Origin of the sequence: Cohnella fermenti (assembly GCF_004801405.1) — a bacterium.
Classification (GTDB): domain Bacteria; phylum Bacillota; class Bacilli; order Paenibacillales; family Paenibacillaceae; genus Cohnella; species Cohnella fermenti.
Genome location: NZ_SSOB01000069.1, coordinates 1 through 18,191 on the forward strand (window position 1 = coordinate 1; position 18,191 = coordinate 18,191).

Annotated in this window: 11 protein-coding genes; 10 read left to right on the forward strand and 1 reads right to left on the reverse strand. The window is 56.7% G+C overall.

Features of this window, described 5'->3' with window-relative positions:
• Positions 1-1,175 precede the first annotated feature (1,175 nt).
• On the reverse strand, positions 1,176-2,354 hold the full coding sequence (locus E6C55_RS31610) for a conserved virulence factor C family protein (protein WP_136373868.1): 1,179 nt from the start codon (positions 2,352-2,354) through the stop codon (positions 1,176-1,178).
• Positions 2,355-2,537: 183 nt separating this feature from the next.
• On the opposite strand from E6C55_RS31610, the gene E6C55_RS31615 reads away from it, so the two are divergent.
• From E6C55_RS31615 to E6C55_RS31660, 10 genes are all read left to right on the forward strand, one after another.
• Complete coding sequence (locus tag E6C55_RS31615) at positions 2,538-3,494, forward strand: MBL fold metallo-hydrolase (RefSeq protein ID WP_136373838.1); 957 nt, start codon at positions 2,538-2,540, stop codon at positions 3,492-3,494.
• Positions 3,495-3,511: 17 nt separating this feature from the next.
• Complete coding sequence (locus E6C55_RS31620) at positions 3,512-5,131, forward strand: ABC-F family ATP-binding cassette domain-containing protein (RefSeq protein ID WP_136373839.1); 1,620 nt, start codon at positions 3,512-3,514, stop codon at positions 5,129-5,131.
• Positions 5,132-5,295: 164 nt separating this feature from the next.
• Positions 5,296-6,300 carry an ABC transporter permease gene (locus E6C55_RS31625; RefSeq protein WP_136373840.1) on the forward strand — a complete coding sequence of 335 codons (1,005 nt, stop codon included), beginning with the start codon at positions 5,296-5,298 and terminating at the stop codon, positions 6,298-6,300.
• Positions 6,301-6,351: 51 nt separating this feature from the next.
• Positions 6,352-7,092 (forward strand): ThuA domain-containing protein, encoded by a 741-nt coding sequence (locus E6C55_RS31630; protein ID WP_136373841.1) that lies wholly within the window; start codon positions 6,352-6,354, stop codon positions 7,090-7,092.
• Between the two features lie 7 nt (positions 7,093-7,099).
• Positions 7,100-8,176, forward strand: a complete 1,077-nt coding sequence (locus E6C55_RS31635; RefSeq protein WP_136373842.1) for a Gfo/Idh/MocA family protein — start codon at positions 7,100-7,102, stop codon at positions 8,174-8,176.
• Positions 8,177-8,193: 17 nt separating this feature from the next.
• Positions 8,194-9,066 carry a carbohydrate ABC transporter permease gene (locus E6C55_RS31640; protein ID WP_136373843.1) on the forward strand — a complete coding sequence of 291 codons (873 nt, stop codon included), beginning with the start codon at positions 8,194-8,196 and terminating at the stop codon, positions 9,064-9,066.
• A 30-nt stretch (positions 9,067-9,096) separates the two neighbouring features.
• Entirely contained in the window at positions 9,097-10,647 is a 1,551-nt protein-coding gene (locus E6C55_RS31645; protein ID WP_230986951.1) for an extracellular solute-binding protein, read from the forward strand.
• A gap of 95 nt (positions 10,648-10,742) precedes the next feature.
• The gene (locus E6C55_RS31650) at positions 10,743-13,088 is read left to right on the forward strand and encodes a helix-turn-helix domain-containing protein (protein ID WP_168735982.1); all 2,346 of its coding nucleotides are present in this window, start codon (positions 10,743-10,745) and stop codon (positions 13,086-13,088) included.
• Positions 13,089-13,090: 2 nt separating this feature from the next.
• Positions 13,091-17,176 carry a discoidin domain-containing protein gene (locus E6C55_RS31655; RefSeq protein WP_136373846.1) on the forward strand — a complete coding sequence of 1,362 codons (4,086 nt, stop codon included), beginning with the start codon at positions 13,091-13,093 and terminating at the stop codon, positions 17,174-17,176.
• On the forward strand, positions 17,173-18,165 hold the full coding sequence (locus tag E6C55_RS31660; protein ID WP_136373847.1) for a glycoside hydrolase family 43 protein: 993 nt from the start codon (positions 17,173-17,175) through the stop codon (positions 18,163-18,165). The genes E6C55_RS31655 and E6C55_RS31660 overlap by 4 nt, the downstream gene beginning before the upstream one ends.
• Positions 18,166-18,191 lie beyond the last annotated feature (26 nt).

Here is an 18,191-nt window from a genome sequence, read left to right on the forward strand (position 1 = left end):
TCTGAAAAAGATAGCTCGATACCTTGCCAACCAGGCAAGACGAGAGTTGGGTGGGGGCCACTTCTTTGCTGTTCGGCTCATTTTCGTACCTGCAACCTGTTTCATAAGGGGTTATTCAACAGCCTGAAAAACCGCATAAAAACCTCCGATTGCCTCCAATTCAAGCCGACGAATGTGAAAATTCATATAATCGCAAAGGCATCGGACCGGGAGGGGCAACAGACGCCGGAGGAGTCGACGGCCCCGTAGAACCCGCAGAGCTCATCGACCCCGCAGAGCCCATCGAACCCGCCAAAGCCCATCGACCCCGCAGAGCTCATCGAACCCGACAAAGCCCATCGACCCCGCAGAGCTCATCGACCCCGCAGAGCCCATCGACCCCGCAGAGCCCATCGACCCCGCAGAGCTCATCGAACCCGACAAAGCCCATCGACCCCGCCATAGCCGCCGGAGCTGTCGCTGAACCAGCTGGCTGCCGAATTTTATGTGAAAAATCACATTGGCGAAGCGTGATGATGAGCAGTTTGGGTGATTTTATGTGAAAAATAGCATAAATGGAGAAATTTTCGGCAAAAGTTGCCGGATATATGCGAAAAATCATATAAAACGTCGCGATTGCCTCTAATCCAAGCCGATGAATGTGAAAATTCATATAAAATCGCAAAAGGGCATCGGACAGGGGTGCGGGAGCGAGAGCGAGCGGCATGGCGAGGGGATTGCGAGAGGGCGAGAGTACGAGAGCGAGCGGCATGGCGAGGGAAATTGCGAGAGGGAGAGAGTACGAGAGGGAGAGGGTACGAGACGAAGAGATTGCGGAGGAGGAGCGGACAAAAAAAGGGGGCCTGCGGATTCGTCCGCAAGCCCGTTCAAGGGTTATATAAATGAAAAGGGGGGTCATGTATGTATCATAACCGTTTAATGTGAAAGGACGATGAAAGCCTTATTACGATTTGATTACAATGCAAGGATTAGCCTTCTCCACCCGCTCCGCAGCCAAAAAAGGGGGCTCGCAGCATCCGATGCCGCAAGCCCGAGAGGATATATAAATGAAAAGGGGGGTCATGCATATAATATACCGCGCGAAGATGAAAGGTTCGTGAAAGCAGCATTACAGTTTCGTTACATCTGCGGAATTTTGCCCGGCATCTTCGTCATTCCCGGCGGGCGGCCTTCTGTTATTCCTTGTCCTTGTCTTTGTCTTTGTCCTGCTCCTGCTCGCGCATGCGGGTCATCTGCTGCCAGACGGACCCGGCGGCTTCTTCGCCGTTCTCGATGCGGGCGACGGCCATCTCGGCCTGGAGCCTCACCTCGAATTCCGGTTCGGCGGCGGCTACGCGCTTCAAGGCTTCCAGCGCCGATTCGTCGCCGGCCTCGTAGAGGAAGCGCGCGGCGCGCCAGCGGACGAGCTTGTTCCCGTCCGCCAGCGCCTCCACCATCGGTCCGATCGCGGCGGGGTCGCCGATATCGGACAAGGTGTCGCCGGCGGTGCGCCGCACGGCCGCCGACGAATCCTTCAGCGCGCCGAACAGCGGCGGCAGCGCTTCGGGGATGCGCAGGTCGCCGAGGTATACGACGGCGAGCCGGCGCACCGACATGTGCGCGTCGCGCACGGCCGTCGCCAGCAGCGGGAGCTGCTCGGCGTCCGGCTTCATGCGGGCAAGAGCCGCATAGCGGTCTTGCCACTGCGGCGCGCGCAGCCGCTCGGCAAGCTCGCTCTGCGTGAGCGGCGCCTGCGGCTCCGGCGGCGCGGGCTCGGCTTCCCCGCCGGCCGCAGCCGCGGCTTGCGCCTGCGCGATCAGCCCGCGCAGGCGTTCGTCGGTGTACGCGGCGTCGAGCTCGCGCTTCACCTCTTCCAAGATCTCCTGCGGCTCGCCGTAGCGGACGCCGAACTCCTCAAGCTTGCGCTCGCGGATCATCGTCGCGCCCGCCGCCTCGCTCACCGCCTGCGTGAACTTGTCCGGCAGCGCCGCCCGCGCTTCCTGCCCGGCATAGCGGACGCGGATCTGGATCGGGATGCCGCGGTACATCTGGACGAGCACGTGCGCCTCGCCGAAGCCGGCCGCCTCCACCGCAGTCGCCGCCGCGCCTTCGGCGCCGGTGGCGCCGAACAGCTCCCGCACCGCGCCGAGAATCACCGCCCAGTCCTTGTTCGCACGCCGGTCGACCGCGATGAAGTCGGCGGCCCGGAACACGCTTTTGACCCCGTCGATCTCAAGCAGCTTCAGGAACAGCGGCGGCACCGCTTCCCGGCGTTCCAGCGTGTACGTGTGCCGCTCGGCCATCGGGAGCTTCTCGTCTATGTTGAGCTTCATGGAATTCGGACTCGGCGTTGGTTCGATCGATAACAGCTTCATGGCGACCCCTCCTGGGTAAGAATAGTACCTATCCTCTATACAGTAACTCAAAAAGCGCGAGAGTTCCAAATTTTCCGCTCAGTGCGGTTGGCAATAATTCTTGTCCCGGAATACGCTTGATACATTGGTACATTGCCGTCTTTCCTGATATAGTAGGAATGAACAGAACTTCGGAGGGATTTCATGGGCAAAAATCGCTTCGGCAACCTCGATTCCGCCGGGGCCGTTCGAGCAGGCAGACATCGTATCGTCCGCTGGGGACAGGAGAGAATGATCCGGCGCACCGCGAAGGATTATTCGGATTGCATTCCCAACGTATATCCCGATCTTCCGTTTCTTCAGCACAATAGAAGCGAGCCGTCCGTTACTTGGATCGGACACTCGACTTTTCTTATTCAGATGGCCGGCCTTAACATCGTGACGGACCCGGTATGGGCCCGGCGTATGGCTCTTCAGAAGCGCCTCTCTCCGCCGGGAATCGAACTCGAGGACATGCCGCCGATCGACGTCGTTCTCGTATCGCACTCGCACTATGATCACCTGCACGTCTCTTCGCTTCGCCGTCTGAACGGAGCCAAGCGGCTGTTCGTTCCGGCGGGACTCAGCAAGAAGCTGATGCGCAAGGGCTTCCGCCAGATCGAGGAGCTTAACTGGTGGGAAGAGACATCGTTCCACGGCGTGAAGTTCACCTTCGTGCCTGCCCAGCATTGGGCCCGGCGCAACCCTTGGGATACGAACCATTCCCACTGGGGAGGGTGGATGCTGGAATCGCCGCATAACCCGACGATCTACTTCGGGGGCGACAGCGGCTACTTCCGCGGCTTCGAAGAGATCGGCCGGAAGTTCGACGTCGACGTGGCGCTGCTGCCGATCGGCGCTTATGAACCCGAATGGTTCATGTCCGACGAGCACATGAGTCCCGAGGAGGCGCTCAGGGCGTTCCTGGATGTGCGCGCCAAGTACTTCGTGCCGATGCACTACGGCGCGTTTAAGCTGGCGGACGATACCCCGAAGGAGGCGCTGGACCGTCTCGAGCAGGAGCGGCTCCGGCTTGACATCCCGCGGGAGCGGATGTTCGTGCTTCAGCATGGCGAGTCCATGAGATTTTATAGCCGGCAGGCGAGCGATAATCAAGAGTAAAGGATGGATCGAATTCAATGATTAGCACGAGCAATATCAGTCTTAGGTACGGCAAGCGTCCGTTGTTCGAGGACGTCAACATCAAGTTCACGCCGGGCAACTGCTACGGCCTGATCGGCGCGAACGGAGCGGGCAAGTCGACGTTCCTCAAGATTCTGTCCGGCGAAGTGGAGCCTTCGTCCGGCGAAGTGCACATCACCCCGGGCGAGCGCCTGGCGGTGCTGAAGCAGAACCATTACGAGTATGACGAGTTCAACGTTCTCGAGACGGTCATCATGGGCTACGAGCGCCTGTACAAGGTCATGAAGGAGAAGGACGCCATCTACCTCAAGGAGGACTTCTCCGACGAGGACGGCATGCGCGCGGGCGAGCTTGAAGCGGAATTCGCCGAGATGAACGGCTGGGAAGCCGAGAGCGACGCGGCCGAGATGCTGAACGGCCTCGGCATCACGACGGAGCTGCACGACAAGAAGATGGCCGAGCTGGGCGGCAACGAGAAGGTGCGCGTCCTGCTTGCGCAAGCGCTGTTCGGCAGCCCGAACATCCTGCTGCTCGACGAGCCCACCAACCACTTGGACCTGGAATCGATCGAATGGCTGGAGAACTTCCTGTCCGGCTACCAAGGCACCGTTATCGTGGTATCCCACGATCGCCACTTCCTGAACCAGGTATGTACGAACATCGCGGACATCGACTTCGGCAAGATTCAGATGTACGTGGGCAACTACGACTTCTGGTACGAGTCGAGCCAGCTTGCGCTCAAGCTGATGCGCGACCAGAACAAGAAGAAGGAAGACAAGATGAAGGAGCTGCAGGAGTTCATCCAGCGCTTCTCCGCGAACAAGTCCAAGGCGAAGCAGGCGACGAGCCGCCGCAAGATGCTCGACAAGATCTCGCTGGACGACATCAAGCCTTCCAACCGCAAGTATCCGTTTATCCAGTTCAAGCCGGAGCGCGAAGCGGGCAAGCAGATCGTCACCGTCGACAACGTCACGGTAACGATCGAAGGCGAGAAGGTGCTTGACGGCGTATCGTTCGTCGTGAACAAGGGCGACAAGATCGCGCTTGTCGGCCCGAACGGCATCGCGAAGACGACGCTGTTCCAGGTGCTCGCGGGCGAGATCGTGCCGGAGACCGGCTCCGTGACGTGGGGCGTGACGATTACGAGCGCCTACTTCCCGAAGGACAACAGCGAGTACTTCGAGGGCGTCGACCTGTCGATCGTCGATTGGCTGCGTCAATATTCGAAGGACCCGGACGAATCGTTTATCCGCGGCTTCCTCGGCCGCATGCTGTTCTCCGGCGACGAAGCGCTGAAGAAGGCGTCCGTCCTGTCCGGGGGCGAGAAGGTTCGCTGCATGCTGTCGAAGATGATGCTGACCGCGGCGAACATGCTGCTGCTCGACGAGCCGACCAACCACTTGGACCTCGAATCGATCACGGCGCTCAACAACGCGCTCGTCGATACGGACGAGACGATGATCTTCACGTCGCATGACCACCAGTTCCTGCAGACGATTGCGAACCGGATCATCGAGATTACGCCGAACGGCCTCATCGATCGCATGACGACCTACGACGAGTACCTCGACAACCCGGAGATCAAGGAGCTTCGCGCCCGGATGCTTCCGGCGTAAGACATACAGTATCGGCCGAAGGGTTCCCGCCTCTTTATTTGGAGGCGGGAGCTTCTTTTTTTTGCCCGCACACGTTATTCAAGACAATTAGACAATTTTGCCTTGGTGCATTGGCAACCGCGCAAAGCCCGCTGCAGCAAGGATTGGGCGGGCAAAACTGTTCGATGGACACCCCTGGGAGGCGTCGGATACAGTTAGGGTATTGGGAGCGCAACCAAACTTTCAGACAGAGAGGACATGTGATCTTGTATCGAAAAAGACAGTTGGGGCATTACGTTCACTTGGTAGCGAGAGATCGTTTTTTGTATATGCTGGCGCTGCCGGGGCTGCTCTTTTTTGCTCTTTTTAAATATGTGCCGATGTGGGGATTGGTCATTGCCTTCCAGGATTATTCCCCGTATCTGGGGATACGCAACAGCGATTGGGTAGGGCTGGACCATTTCATCCGTTTTTTTGGCAGTGACGACTTTTATTTGCTGCTGCGCAATACGCTGGCGATCAGCTCGCTTAATCTGCTGTTGTTTTTTCCTGCGCCGATTGTCATCGCCATCATGCTGAACGAGGCTCGTCGGCAACTGTTCAAACGGATCGTGCAGACGGTCATCTACTTTCCCCACTTTCTGTCGTGGGTCATTATTGCCGGAATCAGCTTTATCATGCTCGGTCAAGCGGACGGGGTCGTTAATGCGATTCTGAATAGGCTCGGCTTCGAGTCGGTGGGGTTCTTGACGACACCGGAGATGTTCTGGCCGATGCTGATTGTGCAGAACATCTGGAAGGACGCCGGTTGGGGAACGGTCATCTTCCTGGCGGCGTTGTCGGGCATTGATCCCACCTTGTACGAAGCGGCAAGAATGGATGGGGCGAGCCGACTGCGGACCATCTGGCATATTACGCTGCCGGGTATCCGCAACGTTATCGTCGTGCTCTTTATTCTGAAGCTTGGCGAGATCATGGATGTCGGGTTCGAGCAAGTATTCCTGATGGGCAATGTGGCGGTATCAAGCGTGGCGGACATATTCGATACGTACGTTTACCGCAACGGAGTGTTGAACGGCGAGTTCAGCTACACGGCTTCCGTCGGAATGTTTAAGTCGATTGTCGGCATGATTATGGTAATCACCGCCAACAAGTTGGCCAAGTGGTTAGGCCAGGACGGCCTTTATTAAAGCGCTGAAGCGGGAGAAGTCGAAGAGAAGCTTGAATACCGGGAGGGCACAATGAGCGGCAAGCTGAGAGTAACCATATGGAACGAATACCGGCACGAAGCGAACGAGGCCAATACCCGCATCCGCGAGCTGTATCCGGAGGGGATTCACCGGACGATTGCCGGAAGCCTGGAAGGAAGCTGCGAGGTCCGGACGGCAACGCTGGACGAGCCGGAGCATGGGTTGGGGCAGGCGGTGCTGAACGAGACCGATGTGCTGATCTGGTGGGGGCATGTGGCCCACCACGAGGTAGCTGACGACATCGTGAATCGCGTACACGAGCGGGTATTGAACGGGATGGGGCTGATTGTGCTGCATTCGGGCCACTATTCCAAAATCTTCAAGAAGCTGATGGGAACCTCCTGCAGCTTGAGGTACCGTGCCGTTGGCGAGAAGGAGCGGCTGTGGGTCGTGTCTCCCGGCCACCCGATCGCCGAGGGGATAGAGGATTATTTCGAATTGCAGCAAGAAGAAATGTACGGTGAATTTTTCGATGTGCCGCAGCCGGACGAGGTTGTGTTCGTCAGTTGGTTTGAGGGCGGGGAAGTGTTCCGGAGCGGCTGCTGCTACAACAGGGGACAAGGGAAGCTGTTTTATTTCCGTCCCGGCCACGAGACCTATCCGACTTACCATAACGATAACGTCCAGCGCGTATTGAACAATGCCGTCCGTTGGGCTGCCCCGCCGAACAGACCTGCACCCAAGTATGGCAAGCGTCTGCCTGCGCTTGAGCCGATTAAGCCGAGAGGATGAGGCCGACATGTCAAAGCTGAAGGTCGGCGTTGTCGGAACGGGGGGAATATTCCGGGCCGTTCATGGGCCGGGCTGGAGCAGCCATCCGTCCGTGGACATCGTCGCCATGTGCGACTTCCGCCGGGAAGCGGCCGAGGCCTGCGCGCGGGAATACGGAGTAACGCGGGTGTATTCCGATTACACGGACATGCTGGAGCGAGAGAAGCTGGACATTGTTGCGGTGTGCACCCCCAATGTTTATCATTCGGCCGTCTCCATTGCCGCGCTCGAACGGGGCGTTCACGTATTCAGCGAGAAGCCGGACGCGATAAACCCGGCGGAAGCGCGCAGAATGGCAGCGGCAGCGGCCCGCTCCGGCAAGCTGCTGATGGTGATGAGGAACAACCGCTTCATGCCGGCCTCGCAGTTTTTGAAGTCCTATATTGAGAGCGGGCAGATGGGCGATATTTATACCGGTCGGGCCGGTTGGATTCGCAGACGGGGGATTCCCGGGCGCGGGGGCTGGTTTACGACACGCGAGCTGTCCGGCGGGGGGCCGCTGATCGACTTGGGCGTGCATATGATCGACTTGGCCATGTGGTTGATGGGCGATCCGCAGCCGGTTGCCGTCAGCGGTGCCGCCTATACGAAGTTCGCCCATACGACGCTGGCCGATTCGGCTCACAGCCAGTTCGGCTCCGCCGTGGAGAACGGCACATTCGATGTAGAGGATCTGGCTGCCGGCTTTATCCGGTTTGCGAACGGGGCGACGCTGCAGATCGAATTCAGTTGGGCTTCCAACATCGTTGAAGAGATGAAGTTCCTGGAGCTGCGCGGGACATCGGCCGGCTGTTCCCTGAGAGGGGATACCCTGCAATTGGCGACGGAGATTGAGCACACGCTGTGCGACATTGCGCCGCGATTCGGTTCCGGCACCGGTTCATCGCATTCGCGCAACATCCATCACTTCATCGAGTGCGTGTTGGGGCGAGAAGAGCCGATTATCCGCCCCGAACATGGAGTGGATATGATCGAGATCTTAACGGCCATATACGAATCGGCGAGTACGGGAGCGGAGGTTCGGCTCGATTCTCCGGACAAATAGACAGGGAAGTGGCATCTATGGGCAAGCGATTATCCGGAAGCACGTTCGATCTGATTAATACGGCGCTGCTGCTGCTGATAGCCGTACTTACGCTGTTTCCGTTATATTACGTGTTATGTGTGTCGTTTACTTCATCGGAGCAATATTTGAAGGGCGGTCTCCTGTTATTTCCGCGGGATTTCACTGTGGAGCACTATCAATATTTGTTTTCCACCCCCATGTTCCCTCGGGCCATTCGTGTCTCCGCTTTCTTGGCCGTCTTCGGCACGGCGCTCGGGTTGGCGGTAACGGCCGCGCTGGCGTATGCGCTCTCGAGAAAGCGGCTGCTGGGACGCAAGACGCTGCTGATTCTTATCTTGTTTACGACATTGTTCCAGCCGGGTATGATTCCGAATTATTTGCTCGTCCGGGAGCTGGGGCTGATCAATTCAACCTGGTCGCTCATCTTGCCGATGGTCAGCAGCGGTTGGAATATCTTTCTGATGAAAAGCTTCTACGACAGTATTCCGGAAAGTTTGGAGGAAGCGGCGGTTATTGACGGCAGCAACGACCTTCACATTTGGTGGCGCATCGTTCTGCCATTGTCGTTGCCCGCGCTGGCGACGTTCGGCCTGTTTTTTGCCGTCGCCTACTGGAATGTATTTTTTAATGCAATTCTGTATATTAACGATTTTACCAAATGGCCGCTTCAGGTTGTGCTGCGCCAAATACTGATCGATTCCAATACGTCGGCCGGAGGCGGGGCGATGCAGGAAGCCGGGCAGGTCGTTAGCCCGCAGTCTCGCAAGATGGCAGCGGTCATCATTGCCACCGTTCCCATTATGCTCGTATATCCGTTTCTGCAAAGACATTTTGCCAAGGGAGTCATGGTTGGTTCTGTCAAAGGCTAGTCATTTATAATGAAGAGGAGAGGTATTGGGTTGCAAAACAAACAAAGAGGAAAGTTCGGGTCGTTATTCGCTGTTCTGCTTATCTCGTCGCTGCTGGCAGCTTGCTCGAATGAGGGCAATGCCGGTCCGAAAGAGGAGGCCGGCGGTTCGGCGACGGAAGCCCCGACTCCGATCAGCATCATGACGACATTCTACGGCGATGAACCGCCGGGTCCCGATAACGTCGTCATTAAGGAGATCGAGAAGCGCACGAACACGAAGCTGACGATTACATGGGTTTCACCGAACAGCTACGGGGAGAAGGTCAATGTTACGCTGGCTTCCGGAGATATCCCGGATCTGACGCTGATCGGCGACAACTTCTCCGCGAGTGTACGGAAGATGGCCGAGCAAGGCGCGTTCTGGGAGTTGGAGCCCTATCTGAAGGATTATGCGAACTTGAGCGCCTTCCCGCAGGAATCATGGGACAATACGCGGTACCAGGATGGCAAGATTTATGCGATTCCGCGGGTGCGGGCGTTGTCGACCGGAATGGTCGAGGTGCGCAAGGATTGGCTGGACAAGCTGGGCTTGCCGGTACCGGAGACGATGGACGATCTGTACAACGTGATGAGAGCCTTTACGTATGACGATCCTGACGGCAACGGCAAGCAGGACACGGTTGGCATCGTCGCGGATATCGCTTCGGACGGGCTTAGCCTGGGGACGTTAAGCCATGTTCTGTACGCGTTCCAGGGGGCGGCCGAAGGCTGGAAGCTTGACGGGAACGGCAAGCTGGCGAACATGATGGTCGATTCGTCCACGCGGGCTGCGCTGGAATGGCTGCGCAAAGCGTACGGGGAAGGATTGATCCACAGAGACTTTGTCACGTTAAAGAACTCCCAGTCCCGGGATATCGTGATGGCAGGCAAAGCCGGGATCGCCTTCGAAGCGATATCCGCGGCGTGGACGCTGACGGACGGCATCCGTCAGAACGATCCGAACGGCGATATGCTTCCTCTGGCTTCGTTAACCGGCCCGAGCGGCGTGCCGTACATGCATAAAGGCAGAGGGTATAACGGCGTGTTTGTCATTCCGAAGTCCGTGTCCGAGGAGAAAATGAAAAAAATACTCGAGTTTATGGACTTCGGAGCTTCGCAGGAAGGCTATGAGCTTGGCGTATACGGCTTCGAGGGCATCCATTACACCAAGGAAGGCGAATTCTACAGCCAGACGGAGCAGGCGAAGAAGGACATCGTCTCCAATCTGGCCATGGGGCAAATATTTACCCGCTTCGATCCTTACAGCTCGGCATTCTCGGCAGGCATTACAGCGGACTATTATAATCGGAGCAAACAGATTGTCGACGAGATCGGCAAGATCAGCACCGGCAATCCGTCCGAAGGCTTGTACTCGGAGACGTGGTCGAAATACCGCAACGATTTTATGAAAAAAATAACGGATGTGCAGGTTAAGGTCATTATAGGCCAACTGCCGCTTGAGAGCTGGGATCAGGAAGTCCAGTCCCTGCTGGCTGATCCGAATTGGACGAAAGCCATGCAGGAATTGAACGAAGCATACGTCCGGAAGAACGGGAAGTAACCCTATCGTTATCCGGAGATCGCCGATGCGTTGAATCGATGCGGTTCAGTGTCGGTTCAACGCAGGGCACTTTACGATTCCGGGGGATGAGAAGCGTGTTTAACCGTATCCGCAAGCTGAATGTTTATTACAAGCATATGCTGCTCATCTTTGTGGTCACTTGTCTTCCCATGGCGATAATTGCCGCGTGCAGCTATTGGATCGGAGTGTCCCGGATCGAAGCGGAGGTCAAGACGAGTCACAGGCTGCAACTGAATAAAATATCGAGCAGCCTGGAAGACAATATCTCTCGCTTGGAGATGCTCGGCAACCAGTGGTCGTTTAATCCGATTTTTGCTCCCGAATGGATAGGGGGGGATTTACGGCTCAAATATAACGAGACGAGAGAGCTGTTCGCTTCCCTCCGCATCTTGCAGGAAGCCAACCCTCTAATTGAGAACGCTGTCATTTATATTCGCGACCGCCACCTGCTCGTGTCCGAGCAGGAGGGCATTGCGTCGATCGAAGAGCCGGACAGGCAAAGCGTCTTCGCGAAGCTGATGGATCAACGCACTGCAATATCCTGGCAAGTGTTCGACTCGCTTCCGCTTAAATACAGGAGCAGCACCGGAGTGGCGCTTGTTCATCTGCTGCGCGATTCGCAACTGGACCCGTATGGAGCGATTATGCTGTTCATTGGCAAGAGCGCGCTTGACGACATGCTGTATCCGTTGAATCCGGACGGCAGCGGTGCGGCTTTTATTATGAGACAGGATGGAGCGCTTGTGACGGACGGTCGTTCCGTCCCTCCGGATAACGCTGCGCCGCTGAATGAATCGATCCGGTCCGAAGTTATCCATCGCGCCATGGAGCCGGCCGACTTTGCTTACAAGTACAATCGGACGGACTATTCCGTATCCGTAGGCGAGTTTAAGCGACCTGGCTGGATATATGTCGTAGCGACTCCGATCTCGGCGCTGACCGCTCCGGTTCTGCTTATGCTGAAGCTGAGTCTCGCCGCTTGCGCCTTGGGCTTGCTCGTGGCGATCGGTTTGTCCTGGCTGGCTTCGCGCCAAATGTATCGACCGATCGGGCGAATGTTTAATCTTGTCAGAGAAAGCGAAGGAGGAGCCGCGCAGCGGGAAGAGGAGAGCGACGAGTTCGCGTTCATCGAATACCGCTGGACGAATCTGAAGCAGGAGAGCCGCGAGCTGCGGTTAAAGCTTGAACGAAGCAGCCGACAGGCAAGGGACGGCTTCCTCAGACAATGGATTCAGGGGCATCTGGCGCATCTGAGCGAAGAGGAGCTTGTCGACAGAATCGGGCAGAACGGCTGGGATGCGCAGGAGAACCAGTTTGCCGTTATACTCGTTCGGCTAAGCGACATGACCGATCGAGGGGGCCGGTTCGGCAAGGGAGACGAACAGCTCGCCTCGTTCGCCGCGGCCAATATTGCCGAGGAAGTTGTGCGCATGTCCGGAACACCGGCGGAGATCGTCAACTTCTTCGACTTGTCCATTGCCGTGCTGCTCTTTGTTCCGGCCGAATGGCAGCGGGAGACCGTCAAGAAGGAGCTGTTCCAACTCGCCGAAGTTATCATTAGCCAACTGTCAAGTTTTCTCGGCATGAGAGTAACCGTCGGTGTCGGCAAGCCGGTGCAACGGGCGGTCAACATTCATCAATCCTTGGAAGAAACCCGGCAAATGATTAGCTTCCGCGATATCGACAAGAAGGAACAAATTCTCGATATGGACAATCTGCTTCCGCAGAGCGGCAATCCGGTGCATTATCCGTTCGAAGCCGAGCATGAGCTGATCCAGTTTATACGAATGGGAATGGAAGATGAGGCGGTCGGCCAACTGGGGCGGTTCGTGAGCAGTCTGAAGTTGAGCCGCGGCCAGGAGCTGCTGTTCCGTCAAGGCATGCTGCAACTGCTGGGATCGATTCTCCACGCGCTGCTGAAGGCCGGCGTCGACTCCGGCTCGTTGTATCGCAGCGACGATTTGTACGAGCAATTGATCGGTCTGGTTGATGCGGATGTTATGCAGCAGTGGTTCGAGGACGTGATCGTCCGCCCGTTTACGGGCATGATGCGCGACAATCGCGAGAAGCTGCTGGAGCAGCTCGTTGACAAGGTGGTCCATATCATTCACGAGAGCTACCCGCTGCCGATCTCGCTCGACTCTTGCGCGGAGGAGGTCGGCATTATGTCCTACAATTTGAGCAAGGTGTTCAAATATTTCACAGGTCATAATTTTATCGATTATTTGACGAACGTCAGGATCGCCAAAGCGAAGGAACTGCTGATCGGAAGCGATCTGAAGATGAACGAGATCGCTGAACGGGTCGGTTATCAGCCTACCTACTTTGTACGAATCTTCAAGAAAGCCGAAGGCGTCACGCCGGGCAAGTACCGAAGCAATTATATGCGCAATGCCAATAAGAATGCCGGGGAGAGATAACTATGGCTTCACGAATTGGCAAGTCATTTGGTTGGTTAGCGGGCTTGATTGCAGCTATTATCTATTTATTTGTTGTCCCAGCCGCGGCACAAGGCACCTATGATGCGGCTTACGGCAAGCAGACATCGGCAACGTCCGAATATTCGGCCTCGTATGTGTCGGGACTCGCTGTCGACGGCTCGAACGGGACGTTGTGGGTGTCGAACCGCAGCGCCCAGACTGATCCGGGAATCATCTTCTGGCAGGTTGATCTGGGCGACGAACACGTACTGGAGGAACTGCAGCTCCGGTTCAGAAGCAACGATTATGAGCAAAAAAACTTTGAAATACTCGCCTCCAACACGTCGGACTTTGCTTCCTACTCGACGCTGCATACACAAGGAGATACGGCTGTCGGCATCCAGACCTCCATTCCGGTGACGGACCAGACGGCTTACCGCTATCTCCGGTTCAACCGGTTGCCGGCGCCCGGCTCGACAACGCTGCAGAATGCGGCGATTGCCGAATTCAAAGCATTCGGCTCCATACAGGCTTCTTCGGAAGCCGAACTGGTAGGCATTGTTGCTCCGGCCGGAGCGGTTGTCTCGGAGGGAACTGTCATGGCGGCCGTGTATGCTTGGACAGACACGCTGACCGTTGATGTCGAGATAAGCGATTCGGCTTCGTGGAAGTTATATGCCGATGCGGCGACAAGCCATGAGATCGTCAATAAGGTGTGGAAGCTGCAGACCGGCAGCAATCAGGCTTACATTAAACTAACGGCGCAGGACGGTGTAACGACCAACGTTTACCCGATTGCGGTCACGCGGCCGGCCGATCTGAGCGGGGATGCGGTCGTATTGACGAACGCTGCGCTTGGCAAGCCGACTGAAGCTACGTCCGTCTACTCGGCTTCTACACCGTCCGGTTACGCCGTTGACGGTTCGAACGGAACGATATGGGCTTCGAACCGCAGCGTACAATCCGTGCAGGATACCGTGTACTGGCAGGTCGATCTGGAGGAGTCGCAGGTTCTTGAACAGATCGTGCTTCGGCTTCGGGCGAACGACTGGGAGCAGAAGAACTTTGAATTGCTTGCTTCCAATACGGCCGACTTTGGTGTCTATACGGTGTTGTATACGCAAGGAGATGCCGCTATCGGCCAGCAGGCAACAATCGGCATCACGGACGAATCGGCGTATCGCTACGTGCGCTTCAACCGATTGGAGGCGCCGACAGTTGGGCTGCTGCAGAATGCGGCGATTGCCGAGTTGAAGGCGATGACGTTCGAGACCGTGCCGCAGATTCCGGAAGGGACGGCAGGCAGCAGGGAGATCAGCGATGAGAATAACCTGGCTTTGAACAAGCCGGCCAAAGGCTCGTCGTACTTCGGCAATGACGATTCGTACAAATACGTGAATGCTGTAGACGGCGACAACGGCACGTACTGGATATCGTGGCGCAGCGCCGGGGACAACGATGCATATTGGCAGGTCGATCTGGCGGCTCACTATACTCTATCGCGCATCGAGCTGGAAGGACGCCGCGACGCCGATATGGAGAGCCAGCGGAGCAACTTCGAGATACTGGCCTCCGATAAACCGGATTTCTCTGAATATACGGTGCTGGGCCGGGGAACGAATGCATTTCCTTATCAGGGAGTATGGACGCTTCCCATCGACGATTCGGCCAGCTATCGGTATTTGCGCTACCATAAGACGGCTTCCGGGGAAACCGGCGTTGTAGCCGAATTCAGGGTAACCGGCGTATTGGATACGACGAAGACGCCCAACGAGGTGCCCTCGGCCGTAAGCGTTGCCGTATACGGAACGGCAGCGATTGGGGACACGATCACGGGCGTCTACACGTACTCTGATCCGGATGGCGACGCCGAAGGCGGGACGCGCATGCGTTGGCTGCTTGGCGACGAAGGGGCATTCCGCCCGATTGCCGGGCAGACGGCGGCGCAGCTTGAGCTGGACCGCGATGCGTATGCCGGGATGTATGTCAAATTCGAGGTGACGCCTGCGGATGCCGCCGGGCAAACCGGCGATGCGGTGCAGAGCCCCGCCGTGCTTATCTCTCCCAGAGTCGGCCAATATCTTGAATCGGTCGGACTTGGAAGCGAAGCCGCGAGCCTGGCGGTCGGGGATATCGGCATTCTCTCCGTAAGCGGAACGCATCATAACGGTCGTGCGGCAGACATGACAATGGCGCTGACACGCTTCGAGAGCTCGGACCCCGAAGTTGTCGCCGTATCGCCGGACGGCGTTGTGTCGGCCGTAGGCGCCGGCCAGGCGGAGGTGACAGCCATTGCCGAGCTTGAAGGAGTTACGATCACAAGCGATCCTGTGACGTTTAACGTATACGCCCCTGCCGTTCAGGCTGCTTATTATGTCGATGCGGCGAACGGGGACGATGCGGGGGACGGCACGCTGCTTGATCCGTTCCGTACGATCCAGCGGGCGCAGGCCGAAGTCCGGCTTGTCAACGGCAATATGACCGGGACTATTGCGGTTTATTTGCGCGGAGGTCTGTACGAACTGAGCGAATCCCTGTCGTTCGAAGGTTCGGATTCGGGCACGAACGGCTACAATATCGTGTACAGGAACTACGGGGAAGAAGAGCCGGTCATTAGCGGCGGGCGGCGAGTGGGCAACTGGTCCTTATACGATGCGGGCCGGAATATTTATAAAGCGGTGCTGGATGAGCCGATAGCGACCCGACAACTGTTCGTCAACGGGCAAAGAGCGGTGCGGGCGAGAAGCGAAGGCGGATTGCCGGATGTTGTGCAGACTGCAACCGGCTATACAACCTCGATGACGGCGCTGGCGGGCTGGTCCGGCATCGAGAACATGGAGCTCGTGTTTATCGAAGACTTTACCAACCCGCGCAACGCTATCGCGTCGGTTCAGGTCGATCAGGGGATAGCTGCAATTACGATGCAGGAGCCCGGCTGGACCTACAACCGCAATAAAGGCGGGACGCAGCCGAAGCTGCCGGTATATATAGAGAATGCGTATGAGCTGCTGGACGAGCCGGGAGAGTGGTATCTGGCCCCGGACGGTTATGCGCTGTACTACATGCCTCGAGCAGGCGAGGATATGGCTGCGGCCATCGTTGAAGTTCCGCTGCTGGAGCAGCTTGTGCAATTGGAAGGCACATTATCCGAACCCGTGCATAACATCCGGTTCGAGGGTCTGGAATTTACCCTGGCAACCTGGCTGGCCCCCGGCACATCGATCGGACATCCGGATGCCCAATCCAACATATTGCGGTACGGCCAATCGGGACTGTATCGGAACGAGGTATTCAGCGGGGCGGCGGTCAACATGAGGATGGCTCATTCGATTGTATTTGACCGCACCGTATTTACCCGGCTGGGAGGGGCCGGCATCAATATGTTCGAAGGAAGCCGCGACAACCGGATATCCGGCAGCGTGTTTACCGACATCTCCGCCAGCGGCATTCAGATCGGCGAGCCGAACCGGAACAACTTCTATACGATGAACCCCGAGGATTCCCGTTATGTGGTGAGAAACAATGTTGTGCGCACCAACTATATTGCCCGCATCGGAGTCGATTACAAATCTTCGGTCGGCATATTCGGCGGGTACACCGACGGGCTGCATATCGCGCATAACGAGATCAGCGATGTTCCTTACAGCGGGATCACGCTCGGTTGGGGCTGGTCCAACGAGCTTACCGTTGCACGGAACAACCGAATTGTGAACAACTATGTTCATGACGTGATGCAGGAGTTGCACGACGGAAGCGCCATCTACACCTTGTCGGCTCAGCCCGATTCGGTCATTGCGGGCAATTACGTGGACACGGGGACGAACCCCGGCGGCATTTATCTTGACCAAGGCAGCAGTTATTTTCACGTACACCGCAACGTGATCAGGAATGTCTCCCAATGGCTCAAGATTACGTCGTCCAACAACATCGAGAACACGATTCAGCTAAACTATATCGACAATACGGTGTATTCGGATGCCGGTGTCAATAATATAATCGACCGCAATACGTTGTTCCCGGCGAACGTCATGCCAACAGAAGCGGAGGAGATCGTGCAGCGTGCCGGTATTGAAGGAGCTTCCCAATGAGCGCTCATCGCAGGTATGACGAATTTGCGAACGGGAGTCTGGATGAATATTGCCCGTGGCTGGATACGGACGGCAATATCATCAATGCCAGCGACGGGGGAATCATCTATGTCGAAGGCAAGTACTATTGGTACGGAATGAAGCTGCGTCCTCTTCCGTTTAGGGGAGATGGGGAAGGCGGGCAGACCACAACAGTCGGAGTCGTGATGTACAGCTCCTTGGATCTTTACAATTGGACGTACGAAGGCGTGATCCTATCGTGCTCAACCGACCCTGAACATGATTTATACGGTCCGATGCGCTTGGAGCGGCCTAAAATCATTTATAACGAAAAAACGAAGAAATTCGTGCTGTGGTGTCATTACGTGAAGTACCCCGGAGATCATGGACTTGCTCCGGGGACAGCCGAGGCGGGGGCGGCAAGCAGCGATGCGATCAATGGGCAATATGAGTGGCATGGCTGCACACGCCCCATAGACGGCGCGGGTGCAGTCAAGGATTGCACTTTGTACAAAGACAAAGATAATACCGGGTATTTTATTTACGACCGTGTGACGGGAGAAGACCGCTGCCTGCACATTGTCCGGCTAAGCGAGGACTATCTGGCCTTCACAGACGTTTATCGCCGGATCGATGTCGCTTGCAACAGGGAAGCGGCCTCTCTTTTCTATCACAACGGCTACTATTTTATGTTTACTTCGGGTCTCACGGGATGGGAGGCCAATCCGGCCAAGTATTTTAGAGCTTCAAGCCTGCTTGGCCCTTGGTCGGACATGGGAGACCCATGCGAGCAGGACACAACGGGAACGACCTTCCAGTCGCAGAGCACTTATGTGTTCCCCGTGGAAGAGCACCCCGGCTTGTTCATTCATATGGCTGAGCGCCACAATACCCGGAACTTCGAACGCTGCTCTTATGTTTGGCTTCCGGTTGAATTTCCAACGTCGGACACGTTAAAGCTTGTTTATCGCAAATCGTGGAGATTGTAGCGCCCGATTACCGGGAATGGAGCCGG

Bases quoted from the DNA above. Each gene is read 5' to 3' on its own strand.
- E6C55_RS31610 (WP_136373868.1), bottom strand. From the start codon at position 2,354: ATGAAGCTGTTATCGATCGAACCAACGCCGAGTCCGAATTCCATGAAG.
- E6C55_RS31615 (WP_136373838.1), top strand. From the start codon at position 2,538: ATGGGCAAAAATCGCTTCGGCAACCTCGATTCCGCCGGGGCCGTTCGA.
- E6C55_RS31620 (WP_136373839.1), top strand. From the start codon at position 3,512: ATGATTAGCACGAGCAATATCAGTCTTAGGTACGGCAAGCGTCCGTTG.
- E6C55_RS31625 (WP_136373840.1), top strand. From the start codon at position 5,296: ATGGACACCCCTGGGAGGCGTCGGATACAGTTAGGGTATTGGGAGCGC.
- E6C55_RS31630 (WP_136373841.1), top strand. From the start codon at position 6,352: ATGAGCGGCAAGCTGAGAGTAACCATATGGAACGAATACCGGCACGAA.
- E6C55_RS31635 (WP_136373842.1), top strand. From the start codon at position 7,100: ATGTCAAAGCTGAAGGTCGGCGTTGTCGGAACGGGGGGAATATTCCGG.
- E6C55_RS31640 (WP_136373843.1), top strand. From the start codon at position 8,194: ATGGGCAAGCGATTATCCGGAAGCACGTTCGATCTGATTAATACGGCG.
- E6C55_RS31655 (WP_136373846.1), top strand. From the start codon at position 13,091: ATGGCTTCACGAATTGGCAAGTCATTTGGTTGGTTAGCGGGCTTGATT.
- E6C55_RS31660 (WP_136373847.1), top strand. From the start codon at position 17,173: ATGAGCGCTCATCGCAGGTATGACGAATTTGCGAACGGGAGTCTGGAT.